Consider the following 14,123-nt stretch of genomic DNA (forward strand, 5'->3'; position numbering starts at 1 on the left):
GGAAACGTCAAGGGCGTCTTAGCCCGGCTGCTACGCGAGGAGTTCTCTGGCCACGTCCGCACGTACCTGTGAGGCAGCCGCTTCTGGTCACCGCCCCACTTCGTCACCTCAAGCGGCGGCGCACCACTGTCGATCATCGACTGAAGACCCGGCCTCGCCTAGGAAGGGCCCAAAGTTACGGACATGCACCATCCCCCTGACAGGTCGCTGCCAGGGGGATGCCAGCGGGCCCGGACACCGTTGGGGACATGAAGTACGCGATCGAAGCCGAAGGACTCGTCAAGAGATACGGCGACAAGGCTGCGCTCGACGGCGTCGACCTGAGGGCCAGGACGGGCGCCGTGCTCGGCGTCCTGGGCCCGAACGGCGCGGGCAAGACGACGGCGGTCCGCATCCTCGCCACCCTGGCCGTCCCCGACGCGGGCCGCGCCCTGGTCGGCGGGTACGACGTGACCCGCCAGGCAGGCAAGGTACGCGAGCTGATCGGCCTGACCGGCCAGTACGCCTCGGTCGACGAGAAGCTGACCGGCACCCAGAACCTGCTGCTGATGGGCCGCCTGCTCGGCCTGTCGAGGTCGGAGGCCCGGGCCAGGGCGGCGGAGCTGCTGGCCCGCTTCGGCCTGGAGGAGGCGGCCGGCCGCGCGGCGAGCGGCTACTCGGGCGGCATGCGCCGCCGCCTCGACCTGGCGGTCAGCCTGGTGAGCCGCCCGCGCATCCTGTTCCTCGACGAGCCGACCACGGGGCTCGACCCCCATGCCCGCGGCGAGCTGTGGGACGTGGTCAGGGAGCTGACCGCCGACGGCGTGACCGTGCTGCTGACCACCCAGTACCTGGAGGAGGCCGACCAGCTCGCCGACGACCTGCTGGTCATCGACCGGGGCCGGGTCGCCGCCGCCGGGACGCCCGACGAGCTCAAGGCGCTGGCGGGCGGCCACCGGCTCGACGTCAAGCCGCTGTGCGCCGCGGACCTGGAGAAGGCCGAGACGATCCTCGGCGCGAAGGCCGTGGACGGGGTGGTGAGCATCCCGGTGCACGACCTGGCCGAGCCGCCCGCCACGCTCCGGACGCTCGACGACGCGGGCATCGTGCTCGCCGAGCACGCCCTGCGCCTGCCCTCACTGGACGACGTCTTCCTCACCCTGACCGGAGACCACCGATGACCACCGCTCTTTCCCAAGGGCTGACGCTGGCCTGGCGCAGCCTGATCCCGCTCAGGAACAGTCCGGGCCAGCTCCTGAGCATGCTGTTCCAGCCCGTCTTCATGATCGTCATCTTCGTGTACCTGTTCGGCGGCGCCGCCGGGGGCGACCGCGCGGGCGCGGTGGCGTACATGCTGCCCGGCGTGCTCGTCCAGGTGGCGCTGATGTCGACGATCACCACCGGCATGAACCTGGCCACCGACATCGGCAACGGCGTGTTCGACAGGTTCAGGACCATGCCGATCGCCAGGTCGGCGCCCCTCGCGGGACGCATCATGGCGGACCTGCTCACGCTGCTGATCACGATCGCGATGTCCATGCTCGTGGGGTACGCCGTCGGCTTCCGCGTCACGACGGACCCGTTCAGCGCGCTGGCGGGGCTCGGCCTGGTCCTGCTGCTGGCCATGGCGTTGAGCTGGGGCTCGGCCTGGATCGGACTGGTGGCCAAGTCCGTCACGTCGATGCAGGGCATCTCGACGGCCGTCCTGCTGCCTCTCACGTTCGGCAGCAGCGCCTTCGTGCCCGCCACCGACATGCCCGGCTGGCTGACCTGGTGGATGTCCGTCAACCCCGTCTCGCACCTGGCCGGCGCCCTGCGCGGGTTCCTGACCGGCGGCCTGCACGGGTCAGACCTGTGGATCACGCTCGGCTGGACCGCCGCGCTGCTCGCCCTCTTCGTCCCCCTTGCCCTTCGCGCTTACAACAGGAGAGTCCGATGATCGAGACCACCGAGACCATGACCACCCGTGACGGCGTCGAGCTCGTGTCGACGCTGTGGCGGCCCGCCGCAGACGGACGCTTCCCTGTGCTGCTCTCGCGCACCCCGTACGGCCGGGCCGTCGAGGGCCCCGGGTTCCACCTCGACGTGCCCCGCCTCGTGGCCGCCGGATACGCGGTCGTCCTTCAGGATGTGCGCGGCACGGGCGCCTCGCAGGGCGAGTTCCGGTTCATCGGGGGCGAGGCGGCCGACGGCTATGACGCGGTCCGGTGGGCGGCGACCGCGCCGTGGTCCGACGGAAATGTCGGGATGTATGGGGATTCGTACCTTGGCATTACCCAGCTGCTCGCTGCCCAGGAGCGGCCGGAGGGCCTGCGGGCCATCGCGCCGCACGTCGCCCCCGCCGGGCTGTACGAAGCCGTCTACCAGCCCGGCGGCGTACCCAACCTCAACATCATCCTCACCGTCAGCGCGATGGTACTCGCCGTGGACGAGCTGGACCGCCGGATCTCCCTGGGCACCGCCACGCAGGAGGACAAGGACAGGTACCTGGCGGCCATCGGCCTGCCCGACCGGCTCGACGAGCGCCTGCTGGAGCTCTCCGAGCGGCTGCCGCTCAGCGACCAGCCGCTGCTGGCGGACCTGGTGCCCTTCTACGCCTCGTGGATGGACCGCCCCGACCCGCTCGACCCGCTCTGGCGGGACGGGGTCGTCGACCACTCCAGGATCGAGGTGCCCGCGCTGGTCAGCACCGGCTGGTACGACTACTTCCGCGACGCCTCCATCGAGCACTACGAGCGGCTGCGCGGCGAGTCCCGGCTGATCGTGGGCCCGTGGACGCACTTCTCGCACGACCGGGCCATCTGCGGGCGAGACTACGGCGGCCACGCCAGTCAGGAGGCCGTCGACTGGACCGGGATACACCTCGACTGGTTCGACCGCTGGCTGCGCGGGGCGCCGGCGCGCGACAGGGCTCGCGTGAAGATCTTCGTGATGGGCGACGACGCCTGGCGCGACGAGGACGACTGGCCCGTCTCGCGGGCCCGGCACGTCCCGTACCACCTGGGCTTCGACGGGACGCTGAGCACGAGGCCGGTGGCGGGCGGCTCCGCCGAGTTCGTCAGCGACCCCGGTGCCCCGGTGCCGACGCTCGGCGGGGCGGTCATGACGTTCGCCGCGTTCGGGCCGCTCGACCAGCGGCCCCTCGACGAGCGCGACGACGTGCTGCGGCACCGGACCGAGCCGCTCGGCGCGCGGGTGGAGGTGAGCGGCGAGGTCGAGCTGGTCGCGCGCGTCTCCTCCACCGCCACGAGCGCTAATGTCACGGCCAAGCTGATCGACGTGCACCCCGACGGGCGGGCCGAGCTGCTGACCGACGGCGTCGCCAGGGTGGACGACCTCGTGCCCGGCGAGGTGCGCGAGGTCAGGGTGCGGCTCGGCGCGATCTCGAACGCGTTCCGGCCGGGTCACCGGATCAGGATCGACGTGGCGGGCTCGAACTTCCCCAGGTTCGGCCGGAATCCGGAGAAGGGCACCACCACGCTGCACGGCCCGTCCTACGTCGTGCTGCCGACCATCCCGTAGACCTCCTCCCTCGACATGGCCGCGCCCTTGGCGAAGCACTCCTCGAAGTGCTCGCCCCCGAGCGCGGCCCTGGCCGTTTCCCGGCCCTCCAACGTGTGGAGCGAGGTGTCGCACGGCTCGATCGCCGACGACGCGCCGAACAGCACGGCGGCCCGCTCCTGGTCGCCCGCGACCTGCGCGGCCAGCGCGAACCCGGCCAGCACCAGCGAAAGTATCGGCCGGTCGGGGTTGCCTGTGCCAAGTGTGCCAAGGGCCAGCCGGTGCTGCTCGATCGCGGCGTCCAGCTCGCCGCTCTGTGCCAGCGCCCGGCCGTACGCGGTCCTGAGCGCGGCGGCGAGCTGCACCACGGGCGGAGCCTGCGAGAGCACGTCGAACAGGCCGCGGTAGATCTCCAGCCCACGGTCCAGCTCTCCGAGTCGGCAGGCGTGGGCGGCCTCGCCCATCCCGAGCAGCAGCAGCGAGTGCGGCGTGGTCTCCTCGTCCACGCTGGCCCTGGCCCTGGCCAGGTCCTCGCCCGCGCCGTCCAGGTCGCCGCCGCGCATGCGCAGCTCCGCCAGCCTGATCAGGGTCGAGATCGCCTCATCGGCGCCGACCCAGCGGCTGGTCATGCCCCAGACCTCGGCGATGATGTCGTCGGTCGGCGCGCCCCTGACGGCCCGCAGCTCGGCCACCCCCAGGAGCGCCTCGGTCAGCCCCCACCGGTCGCCGAGCTTCCTGAACCCGGCCACCGCCTGCTCGAGGTCCTCCTCGGTGCGCTGGCCCGGGCCGCCGATCATGCGGGCGGAGCTGGCCAGCCAGGGATCGTCGCTCTCGACGTACCCTTCGAGCAGCTCGGCGGCCACCTCGTCGCGGCCCGCCACGGCGGCCATGACGACCCTGCTGAGCTTGAGCATCGGGTGCAGCGGCCCCTCCCGCTCGGCCCGCTCGACCAGGAGGTCCATCCGGTTCGACAGCGCCAGCATGGCGGGCCGGTCGTTGGCGATCGTGCCGATCATGGAGACGCCGTACGCGAACGTGCAGGACGTGTAGGCCGCGGCCAGCCCCGGCGGCGGCTCGTCGCCCACCAGGTCGAGCACCTGAACGGCCCAGGCCGTGCTCTCCCGCCGGTAGCCGCACATCCACCAGTACCAGTTGAGCGCCCCGCACAGCCGCAGCGCGGTCTCGACGTCCCGCTCGTCGATCACCCAGCGCAGCGCCGCGGCGAAGTCGTCGCGCTCGGGCGCCATCCGCTCGAGCCAGGCGGTCTGCGCGGCCGTGCGCAGCTCGGGCACCGCCCGTTCGGCCAGTTCCAGCAGGTACGCCGCGTGCCGCCGCCGGTACTCGCCGACCTCCCCCGCCTCGGCCAGCCGTTCGAGCGCGTAGGCACGGATGGTCTCCAGCATGGAGTAGCGGCCCTCGGGAGAGACCTGGACCAGCGACTTGTCGGCGAGGGCGCCCAGCACGTCCGCCGTCCCCCCGCAGACCGCCTCGACCGACTCAAGCGTCGCCCCACCCGCGAACACGCCGAGCCGCCTGGCCAGCACCCGCTCCTCCGCGCTCAGCAGGTCCCAGCTCCACTCCACCACCGCTCTGAGCGTCTGCTGGCGCGGCAGAGCGGTCCTGCTGCCGCCGGTGAGCAGCTTGAACCGGTCGTCGATGCGGTCGGCGAGCTGCTGCGGCGTCATGGTGCGCAGCCGGGCCGCGGCCAGCTCGATGGCCAGCGGCATGCCGTCCAGCCGGCGGCAGAGCGCCACCACGGCGGCCACGTTCCCGTCGTCGATCGCGAACCCGGGCCGGGCGGCGGTGGCCCGGTCCAGCAGCAACCGGACCGACGGGTACGCCTCCGCCTGCGCGGGGTCCGCGCCCACGGGCGGCGGCGCGAGCGGCGGGATGGGCGCCAGGTGCTCGCCCGGCAGGTTGAGCGGCTCCCTGCTCGTGGCCAGCACCCGCAGGTCGGGGCATTCGGTGAGCAGCCGCTCGGCCAGCTCGGCGGCCGCGTCGACGAGGTGCTCGCAGTTGTCCAGCACCAGCAGCGCGGACCGGCCCGCGACGGCCTCGGCCACCTGCGCCACCGGGTCGCCCCCGTCCGAGGGCATGCGGTACGGCGGGCGGTCGTCCCGTAGCCCCAGCACGTCCAGCACAGTGCCGATGACCTCTTTGGGGTCGCTGACGGGGGCCAGCTCGACCATCCAGGCCGCTTCTGCGGATCGCAGCGCCACCTCGGTGGCCAGCCTGGTCTTGCCCGCGCCGCCCGGGCCGACCAGCGTGACGACCCTGGCCTGGCCGAGCAGGGCGGCGAGCTGGTCCAGCTCGGCCTCACGGCCGATGAAGCTGGTCCTCGGGGCCCGTACGTTGCCCCGCTGCCGGATCTGGACCGGTGGGGCCTGCGCGCGTACCTCTCCTGAGATGACGGCCAGGTGAGCGGCACGCAGCTCGGGCCCGGGATCGACGCCGAGCTCGTCGGCGAGCGTGCGGCGGGTCCGCTCGAACAGCTCCAGCGCCTCGGCCTGCCGGCCCTCGGCGGCCAGCGCCCGCATGGCCAGCGCGGCCAGCCGCTCGCGCAGCGGGTGCGCGGCGACCTCCGCGGTCAGCTCGACCGGCGCCCCGGCCGCCAGCCGCGCCTCGGCGCGGCTCTCGACGGCGGCGAGGCGCTCCTGCTCCAGGGCGGCGGCCGCGTTCGCCAGGAGCGGCACCGAAGTGAGGTCCGCCAGCGCCGGTCCCCGCCAGAGCTCCAGCCCCTCCCCGTTCCTGGCCGTCCTCCTGAACCGGAGCGCGTCCACGTCGTCCGGCTCCACGGCCAGCGCGTAGCCACCCGGCCTGCTCTCCACCACCTCGTACGGGCGCAGCGCCCCCCTCAGCCGCTTGACCAGCGTCTGGAGGGCGTTGGCCGCGTTGGCGGGGGGCTCGTCCGGCCACAGTGCGTCGATCAGCCGCTCTGCGGTGACGGTACGGCCGGCTTCCAGGGCCAGGACGGCCAGCAGCGCCCGCAACCTGAACCCGCCGACCGCGACCGGTCCCTCGTCGCCCTCGACCTCCAACGGCCCAAGGATGGATATCCGCACATGTCACATCCTGCCCTGCCGCCGTGCAAAGGGCACGGTCCACGCGGCCACCCCTAGCCACGCGGACCGTGCCCGTTCGAACCGCGAACCCACCGGACAGCAGCGCCGCCAGCCACAGCGCGATCAGTGGACCCGCTGCATTTCATAGTAAACAAATAGGTATTGCAGGTAAAGCGCGAGTTTAGCGCCGGGCGAGATATCGTGATGTGCGGTCAAGCCTTCCCCTGGAGCGAACGGCATGTTCTTCGGCATCACGAACTTCTGGGCCTACGTCATCGGCGCCTTCCTGATCATCCTTCTCCCCGGTCCGAACTCCCTGTACGTGCTCAGCTTCGCCGCCCGCAACGGCGTCCGCCAGGGCTACCGTGCCGCGGCGGGCGTCTTCCTCGGCGACACCGTGCTGATGTTCCTGGCCGCCGCCGGCGCCGCCTCCCTGCTCCGCTCCAACCCGCTGCTCTTCACGATCGTCAAGTACGCGGGCGCCGGCTACCTGGCGTGGATCGGCTTCCAGATGATCAGGGGCGCCTGGAGATCGAGGACGGCGACCGAGGAGAAGCCGCAGGTCAAGATGGAGCGCCAGGAGCGCCCGTTCCGCAAGGCCCTGATGATCAGCCTGCTGAACCCGAAGGCCATCCTGTTCTTCGTCTCGTTCTTCATCCAGTTCGTGGACCGGTCGTACGCCACCCCCGCGCTGTCGTTCCTCATCCTGGGGGCGGTCATCCAGGTGTTCAGCTTCCTCTACCTGACGGCGCTGATCTTCGGCGGCACCTTCCTGGCCACCCAGTTCCGCCGCCGCAGGAAGCTCAGCACCGCTCTGACCTCGGGCGTCGGCGCCCTGTTCCTCGGGTTCGGCGCGAAGCTCGCCACCACGTCACTCAGCTGAAAGCCGGCCGAAAGGGTCTGCTGTTTTCGTGGGAACCAGATGGAACGCGTCAAAAGAGGCAGTCGCACCACCTCGCCTCGGGTACGGTAGGCCACCGGCGTGCTTCCCGGGGACGCGGGTGATGCCGTTCTGATTACGGCGAGTGCTCCATCTGGAAAGCCTTGTCCCCCGAAGCCCGGGTAGACGCTGATCGTCGGCCTATCTGCGGAGCAGCCTTGAACCATCCCCCAGTCACCCTCCCACGCCTCACCGCACTCGCCCGGCAGGCGGCTCCGAAGCTGCTCGAAGGCGTCGTGGCACCGCTGGCGGTGTTCTACCTGGCCATGATGGTCCTCGGATTCAAGTGGGCGCTCATCGCCACCGTCGCCTGGGTCTACCTGGGCGTGGCCTGGCGGCTGATCAGGCGTGTCAGGGTGCCCGCGACCATGTTCCTGGCCGCGGTCGCGGTCACGGTCCGCGCCCTCGTGGCGTTCTGGACCGGCACGTGGATGTGGTACTTCATCCAGCCGGAGATGGGCACGATCTGCCTCAGCATGGCCTTCCTCGCCTCCGTCCGGCTCAACAAGCCGCTCGTGCAGAAGCTCACGCTCGACTACATCCACCTGCCGTCGGCGGTGCTCAGGCACGAGCGGGTACGCAGGTTCTTCGCCAGGATCACGCTGCTGTGGGCCTTCGTGCTGCTGATGAACTCGACGTTGAGCATCGTCCTCGCGGTCCACGAGTACCTGGCGGGCTCGCTCGGCGCGTTCATGGTGCTGAGGACGTCAGCGGTGGCCGTGATCAGCGGCCTGGCGATCGCGTTCTCGATCTACGCCTTCAAGCGCGTCCTGCACCGGCTGCACATCGCTCACAACTGACCGCTCGATGAGCAGGAACGCCCCGCACATCCCCATGACCAGCCCGGTCAGCATGCCGAACAGCTCCACCAGTCCTCCCAGCGGCCCGAGCGGCGCCCTCACGGAACTGACGATCATCTCGTAGAACCCACCGCTGAACAGGGAGCCGGCACCGAGCCAGGCCACGACCAGCGGCAGCCAGAACGGGCCGTGCCCCCGGCGCCCGACCACCAGCACGAGCGCGACGGCCCCCGCCACGGCGAACCCGCCCTCCACAGCGTCCTGAAGGCCCCCGAAGAGCTTGATCGCGCCGATCGGCACGGCCACCAGCAGTGCGCCCCAGGCCACCACCGTCTGGAACGACCTGGTGGCGCTCGCGAAGGGCTGATCGAGCCGGGTGGTGAAGACGTGTGGCCACCGGTCGCGCGAGTAGAGCGCGAAGGCCACCATGAGCCCGGCGCCCTGCGCGATGAACCCGCCGTAGACCATCATGTAGATCCACGGCTCGATGGGCCCGCCGGTCTCGAACACCGACAGCCCACCACCCAGCACCATGATCGGCACCGTGACGATCACCGTCGAGAGCAGGCCGGTGCCCACCCAGAGCGGGAGCAGCACGAGCCAGGCGGGCAGCCGCAGCCCCCGGCGCGTGGCGAACGCCACCGCCAGCAGCAGCCCGACGGCTTCCATGCCGAACGTCATCGCGTTGAGCCCGACCATCGCCGGATCGTCCAGGAGGCCGGGATCGGTGGTGCCGATCGAGCTGCCCGTCAGCCAGAGCACCTTCAACGTGAGGTACGGCAGCATCGCGGCGACCGCGACGATCGCGGCGGTGACGCGCCCGATGCCCACTCTCTGTTCAGTCATGCCCCGAGCGTCGCGCTCCGGGCCGCCGATTCCCTCCCGAGCCGTGGGGATCCTCCTCGCCCTTGAGGGGGATGGTCACGTCCAGCTCGAAGCCGTCGCCGACCGGCCCGGCGGTCAGCGTGCCGCCGGCGAGCCGGACACGCTCACGCAGTCCCGCCAGCCCCAGCCCGCCCGGCAGCGCGGTCGATCGGCCCCGCGGCCGGCCGTTGCGCACGGTGACGCGGCCGGGCGCGATCCGCACCGTGACGGCGGCACCCGGCGCGTGCTTGGCCGCGTTCGTGAGCGCCTCCTGCACCACCGCGTGCGCCAGGCCGGGCACCGGCCCGGGCGCTAGGTCCAGGGTGACCGGCATGCCCGAGTCCCTGGCCCGGCGCACCAGCTCGGCCACGTCCTCGTCCACGGGTGACAGCGGCGCCACGTCGGAGTCCTCACGCAGCAGTCCGATGATCTGGCGCAGCCGCTCCGTGGCGTCCGCCGCCGCCAGCCGCAGCTCCCCCGCCGCCTTGACATGCGCCTGGTCCAGCCCGGCTGCCAGCTCGAGCCCCGCCGCCCTGACCGCGATCAGGGCCAGGTCATGGCCGAGCGAGTCGTGCATGTCCCGCGCGATCCTGGCCCTCTCGCGCAGCCTCGCCTGCGCCTCGCCCGACAGCCTGGCCTGCGTGCGCTGGTGCAGCAGCCTCCTCCTGAGCAGCCCCAGCAGGTACGGCACCACGTACGTGCCGAGCAGCCCCGTCACCATGGACACCCACAGGGCGAGATCGGCGCCCTGCGCCAGCACCACGCTCACACCGACGACCGAGATCAGGCAGAAGGCCACCAGCGCCGGCCAGATCGCGGCCAGGCGCCGCCCGCTGAGGTAGGCGTACCACATGATGAACGGCGAGGAGCCCAGCAACGGAAGGATCTTCACGCCGCGCCGGGGCAGCAGCCAGCTCAGGTCCACGGTCGCGAACCCCTCGCTGAACCGCCACGGCCCCAGCGGCAGCAGCAGCATCAGCGCGGCCAGCGGCCAGCGGCGGCCGACCAGCACCGCCACCGAGGCCAGCCCGATCCTGGGCACGGTCACGATGCCGAACGCGGCCGGGTCCTGGAACGGGTCAGGACCCATGGCCGCGACAAAGATGCCGAGCACGGCCCAGAGCAGCAGGTCGTAGACCACCTGGCGGCGGCTTTCGCGGCGAAGACGTCTCACCGCACCGACGTTATCCGCCCCACGGGCGCGGGGGCCTGCCCGAAAGTCGGCCGGCGACCCTGACGAAAGTCAGGGTGGGGCCTCGCCCCCCGTCGCGGTAGAGCTAGCACCACCTCGAAAGCGCCTACCTCCACTCCTGTTTCCGCCTGCGGAAGCCGGTTTGATCGATGGTGTCAACCGGAGGTCGGAACCGGGCCCCTGACGAAAGTAGGGGGTGTCGCGTACCGATCGTCCGATGTGCCGTGACCTGCGGAGTTTCTACCTTCATGGGGAACCGGCCCTGACCCGCTTAAGGGATGGGTCCGCGTTCGACCCGGGGCATCCCCGATGTCCCAGGCCCGCCCACGCCGACACGCTGTGTGGGTGCCCTAACGATCGGAGTCCACGCTCATGTCGCACGCCATCCTCGACCTGGTCCAGCAGGCGATGTCATCACCCTGGCTGTACGCCGCGCTGTTCGCCCTCGCGCTGCTCGACGGGTTCTTCCCCATCGTGCCGGCCGAGACCTCAGTGATCACCGCCGCGGTCTTCGCCGCGTCGGGCGAGACGAACCTGGCCCTGGTCATCCTGGTCGCGGCACTGGGCGCGTTCGCGGGTGACCACATCTCCTACCTGATCGGCAACAGGTCGGCGGGCAGGCTGCAGCAGAAGAAGGCGTTCGTCTGGGCACGCGGCGCGCTGGCCGAGCGGGGCGGTCTCGTCCTGGTCGCGGCCAGGTACATCCCCGGCGGGCGCACCGCGACCACGCTGACCATGGGCGCCGTGCGGCATCCGCTGCGCTCGTTCACGTTCTTCGACGCGATCGCGGCGAGCTCGTGGGCGGTGTACTCCGGGCTGATCGGCTTCTTCGGCGGGATGGCGTTCGAGAACGACCCGTTCAAGGGCCTGCTCCTCGGCCTCGGCATCGCGGTGTCCATCACCGCGGTCGTCGAGGTCGTGAGATGGCTCAGGAAGCGACGCGCCATCCAGCCTTCCCCAGAACGTCTTCCTGCGGACACGTCCGTTTGACCCTGCCTGGCAACCATCCGTCTGAAAGGAGTGCGCATGACTCTGCTGGCCGCGGCGATCGCCCTGGTCGGTTCGCTGTTCTTCGCGCTCGGAGCCGCGCTTCAGCAGTTCGAGGCAGTCGAGTCGGCCAAGCCGGGGCTGCTGACGCTGCTGCGCAGGCCGCGCTGGCTGATCGGCGGCGCCTCCATTCTGGCGGGTGGTGGCCTGCACATCGTCGCGCTCGGCCTCGGTCCGCTGACCATCGTCCAACCGATGGGCGTGGCCAGCCTGCTGTTCGCCCTCCCCATCGCCGCCACGCTGCACGGCCGCAGGCCCTCGCGCAGGGAGCTGACGGCCGCCGGCGTGGTGGCGGCCGGGCTGGTCGGGCTCGTGCTGCTCGTCCCCGCCTCCGAAGGTCCCACCTACCTCAGCCCGAGCGGCGTGCTCACGCTGCTCGGCGTGGCCGGCGTCGCGGCGGTCCTGCTGTGGGCCGGCTCGAAGGCGGTCTCGCCCGCCGGCCGGGCCGCGCTCCTGGCCACCAGCTCCGGCGTGCTGTACGGCGCCACCGCCACCCTCATGCGCGTGCTGGTGGACGGCGCCTGGAACTGGTGGTACCTGCTCGCGCTGCCGGTGCCCGCGCTGCTGGCGCTCATGATGCTCCAGCGGGCCTACGCCGCCGGGCACTTCGGCGTCTCGTTCGCCTCACTCCAGATCGCCGACCCCCTGACGGCGGTCGCGTTCGGCGCGCTCCTGCTCGGTGAGCCCCTGCCGAGCGGGATCGCGCCGGTCCTGGCCGCGGCTCTCACCGCGGCCGGCACCATCGCGCTCGCCCGGACCAGCCCGCTGGAAGCCCACCGCAATTCCCCCACCCCTGTGTGAAAACGGAGTCTCACTGCCATGGCCATGCCCCTGCGTTCGCTCCCCGAGACCGTCATCGCTTCCGAGACCGTCATCGCCCCCGAGCGTCCCCGTCGCGTCCTGATCTCGACCGACACCTACCCGCCGGACGTCAACGGCGCCGCCTACTTCACGCACCGCCTGGCCACCGGCCTGGCCGAGCGCGGCAACGAGGTGCACGTGGTCTGCCAGTCTGAGGCGGGCCCGCCCACCGCCGACGTGGTGGACGGCGTGATCGTGCACCGGCTGCGCTCCGCCCCCATCCCGGTCCACCCCACCATGCGCTTCACCGTGCCGACCCGGCTCGACCGGCTGGTCGCGGACATCAAGCCCGACGTCCTGCACACACAGGGCCACTTCGTGGTCGGCCGGGCGGCCATCGCCGCCGCCCGCCGCGCGGGCGTGCCCGTCGTGGCCACCAACCACTTCATGCCCGACAACCTCTTCCAGTTCTGCCACATCCCCGACCGGCTGCGGGCCAGGGCCGGCCGGCTGGCCTGGCGCGACTTCAGCCGGATCTTCAACCGGGCCGACCACATCACCACCCCGACGCCGCTGGCCGCCGGGCTCCTGGCCGACCAGGGCTTCGCCCGCGAGGTCGAGGCGGTCTCCTGCGGGATCGACCTGGCCAGGTTCCACCCGCACTCCGAGCCCAAGGCGTGGGCACGCAAGCTGTTCGACCTGCCCGACCGGCCCACGGTCCTGTTCGTCGGCCGCCTGGACGAGGAGAAGTGCCTGGACGAGCTCGTACGCGCGCTGCCGCTCGTGCTGAACGAGACCGACGCGCAGGTGGCGTTCGTCGGCAAGGGGAACCAGCGGGCGGAGCTGGAGAGGCTGGCCAAGCGCATCGGCGTGGGCGAGCGGGTGTTCTTCCTGGGCTTCGTGCCCGACGAGAACATGCCCCAGGCGTTCGCGGCCGCCGACGTGTTCGCCATGCCGGGCATCGCCGAGCTGCAGAGCATCGCCACGCTGGAGGCCATGGCCTCGGGGCTGCCGGTGGTGGCCGCCGACGCGATGGCGCTGCCGCACCTGGTGGACGACAACGGCTACCTGTTCCAGCCGGGCGACGTGGTCGCGCTGGCCAGGCATCTGACGTCCATCCTCACGGACGACGGCCTGCGGACCAGGTTCGGCAAGGCCAGCAGGGAGCTGGCGCTCACCCACGACCATCAGTCGTCGCTCGCCCGGTTCGAGCAGATCTACGATGAGGTGACCCGATGATCACACGCCAGAGCGCCTTGGGCGCTGTCGCCGGCACGGTCGTCTCCGCGGGCGCGCTGACGTACGCGCAGGTCGCCCTGCCCGCGCAGACGCTGCTCAGCGACTACGCGCTGGTCTCAGGCGGGCTCGTGCCCGTGCTGATCGGGATGCTGGCGCTGGCGGGGACGTGCCTGTCTCTCGCGTACGGCCTCGCGGCCGGCGACCCGGCGCGCACCGCGGCCACCAGGGTGCTGCTGCTGGCCGGAGCGGCGGGGCTGATGCTGAGCGCGATCTTCCCCACGGACCCGTCGCCGATCGGCTCGATGACCGGCGAGATCCACCGGTGGGCGGCGGCCGTCGTGTTCACCTCGCTGCCGGTCGCCGGCTGGGCCCTGGCGAGGGGCCGGGCCGCAGCGCCCCGATGGAACGCCGTCCGGGCCCTGAGCGTGACCTCCGCGGTCACCCTGGTCGTCTACCTGGCGGCGCACCCCGCCTCCATCACCTCGACGCTGATCGACGGCTCGGCCTACTACGGGCTGCTGGAGCGCGGCCTGGTGCTGGCCGAGATGGCGCTGCTGACCGCCATGGCCCTGGCCTGCCTCGGAAGGCGGCCCGCCGTCCAGGCCTCGGCGAGCCCGGCCGAGCCCCGGCCCTCGGAACGGTCGGAACGGCTGGCGGCCTGATGCTCCCATCTTTCGACCGGCGACGAAACTACCCCG

General features: G+C 71.6%; 12 protein-coding genes. 9 read left to right on the plus strand and 3 right to left on the minus strand.

The genetic code is table 11. The features are described from left to right. The first annotated feature begins 248 nt into the window (after nt 1–248). The 3 genes from ABD830_RS12080 to ABD830_RS12090 are packed head-to-tail and all read left to right on the plus strand — an operon-like array spanning nt 249 to nt 3,501. On the plus strand, nt 249–1,160 hold the full coding sequence (locus tag ABD830_RS12080) for an ATP-binding cassette domain-containing protein (RefSeq protein ID WP_344986753.1): 912 nt from the start codon (nt 249–251) through the stop codon (nt 1,158–1,160). After that, nucleotides 1,157–1,918 carry an ABC transporter permease gene (locus ABD830_RS12085; RefSeq protein ID WP_344986754.1) on the plus strand — a complete coding sequence of 254 codons (762 nt, stop codon included), beginning with the start codon at nt 1,157–1,159 and terminating at the stop codon, nt 1,916–1,918. The genes ABD830_RS12080 and ABD830_RS12085 overlap by 4 nt, the downstream gene beginning before the upstream one ends. Next, nucleotides 1,915–3,501 carry a CocE/NonD family hydrolase gene (locus ABD830_RS12090; RefSeq protein ID WP_344986755.1) on the plus strand — a complete coding sequence of 529 codons (1,587 nt, stop codon included), beginning with the start codon at nt 1,915–1,917 and terminating at the stop codon, nt 3,499–3,501. Before ABD830_RS12085 ends, ABD830_RS12090 begins: the two co-directional genes overlap by 4 nt. Here ABD830_RS12090 and ABD830_RS12095 read toward each other — a convergent pair. Next, a complete protein-coding gene (locus tag ABD830_RS12095) occupies nt 3,474–6,542 on the minus strand; it encodes an AfsR/SARP family transcriptional regulator (protein ID WP_344986756.1) in 3,069 nt (1,022 codons plus the stop codon). The genes ABD830_RS12090 and ABD830_RS12095 overlap by 28 nt on opposite strands. 238 nt (nt 6,543–6,780) lie before the next feature. On the opposite strand from ABD830_RS12095, the gene leuE reads away from it, so the two are divergent. Both leuE and ABD830_RS12105 read left to right on the plus strand, forming a co-directional pair. After that, nucleotides 6,781–7,425, plus strand: a complete 645-nt coding sequence (gene leuE, locus ABD830_RS12100) for a leucine efflux protein LeuE (RefSeq protein ID WP_344986757.1) — start codon at nt 6,781–6,783, stop codon at nt 7,423–7,425. A 215-nt stretch (nt 7,426–7,640) separates the two neighbouring features. Next, nucleotides 7,641–8,282: a VC0807 family protein gene (locus tag ABD830_RS12105; RefSeq protein WP_344986758.1), complete on the plus strand. Its 642-nt coding sequence runs from the start codon at nt 7,641–7,643 to the stop codon at nt 8,280–8,282. Here the strand turns inward: ABD830_RS12105 and ABD830_RS12110 are convergent. Continuing rightward, nucleotides 8,190–9,128 carry a DUF1700 domain-containing protein gene (locus ABD830_RS12110; protein ID WP_344986759.1) on the minus strand — a complete coding sequence of 313 codons (939 nt, stop codon included), beginning with the start codon at nt 9,126–9,128 and terminating at the stop codon, nt 8,190–8,192. The two genes, ABD830_RS12105 and ABD830_RS12110, sit on opposite strands and share 93 nt — an antisense overlap. Beyond that, nucleotides 9,121–10,320, minus strand: coding sequence for a sensor histidine kinase (locus ABD830_RS12115; RefSeq protein ID WP_344986760.1), 1,200 nt, complete (start codon nt 10,318–10,320; stop codon nt 9,121–9,123). Before ABD830_RS12115 ends, ABD830_RS12110 begins: the two co-directional genes overlap by 8 nt. A 390-nt stretch (nt 10,321–10,710) precedes the next feature. Between ABD830_RS12115 and ABD830_RS12120 the strand changes: the two genes are divergently transcribed. The 4 genes from ABD830_RS12120 to ABD830_RS12135 are packed head-to-tail and all read left to right on the plus strand — an operon-like array spanning nt 10,711 to nt 14,087. Further along, the gene (locus tag ABD830_RS12120; RefSeq protein WP_344986761.1) at nt 10,711–11,328 is read left to right on the plus strand and encodes a DedA family protein; all 618 of its coding nucleotides are present in this window, start codon (nt 10,711–10,713) and stop codon (nt 11,326–11,328) included. A 36-nt stretch (nt 11,329–11,364) separates the two neighbouring features. Next, nucleotides 11,365–12,186, plus strand: a complete 822-nt coding sequence (locus ABD830_RS12125; RefSeq protein ID WP_344986762.1) for a DMT family transporter — start codon at nt 11,365–11,367, stop codon at nt 12,184–12,186. A gap of 18 nt (nt 12,187–12,204) precedes the next feature. Next, nucleotides 12,205–13,425, plus strand: a complete 1,221-nt coding sequence (locus ABD830_RS12130) for a glycosyltransferase (protein WP_344986763.1) — start codon at nt 12,205–12,207, stop codon at nt 13,423–13,425. Beyond that, a complete protein-coding gene (locus ABD830_RS12135; protein ID WP_344986764.1) occupies nt 13,422–14,087 on the plus strand; it encodes a DUF998 domain-containing protein in 666 nt (221 codons plus the stop codon). Before ABD830_RS12130 ends, ABD830_RS12135 begins: the two co-directional genes overlap by 4 nt. Nucleotides 14,088–14,123: the final 36 nt, after the last annotated feature.

The sequence above is a fragment of the Nonomuraea helvata genome (genome assembly GCF_039535785.1).
Taxonomy (GTDB): Bacteria; Actinomycetota; Actinomycetes; order Streptosporangiales; family Streptosporangiaceae; genus Nonomuraea; species Nonomuraea helvata.

Coding starts and splice junctions, on each gene's coding strand:
- ABD830_RS12110 (WP_344986759.1), bottom strand. CDS start 9,128: ATGACTGAACAGAGAGTGGGCATCGGGCGCGTCACCGCCGCGATCGTC.
- ABD830_RS12135 (WP_344986764.1), top strand. CDS start 13,422: ATGATCACACGCCAGAGCGCCTTGGGCGCTGTCGCCGGCACGGTCGTC.
- ABD830_RS12130 (WP_344986763.1), top strand. CDS start 12,205: ATGGCCATGCCCCTGCGTTCGCTCCCCGAGACCGTCATCGCTTCCGAG.
- ABD830_RS12125 (WP_344986762.1), top strand. CDS start 11,365: ATGACTCTGCTGGCCGCGGCGATCGCCCTGGTCGGTTCGCTGTTCTTC.
- ABD830_RS12120 (WP_344986761.1), top strand. CDS start 10,711: ATGTCGCACGCCATCCTCGACCTGGTCCAGCAGGCGATGTCATCACCC.
- ABD830_RS12090 (WP_344986755.1), top strand. CDS start 1,915: ATGATCGAGACCACCGAGACCATGACCACCCGTGACGGCGTCGAGCTC.
- ABD830_RS12085 (WP_344986754.1), top strand. CDS start 1,157: ATGACCACCGCTCTTTCCCAAGGGCTGACGCTGGCCTGGCGCAGCCTG.
- leuE (WP_344986757.1), top strand. CDS start 6,781: ATGTTCTTCGGCATCACGAACTTCTGGGCCTACGTCATCGGCGCCTTC.
- ABD830_RS12080 (WP_344986753.1), top strand. CDS start 249: ATGAAGTACGCGATCGAAGCCGAAGGACTCGTCAAGAGATACGGCGAC.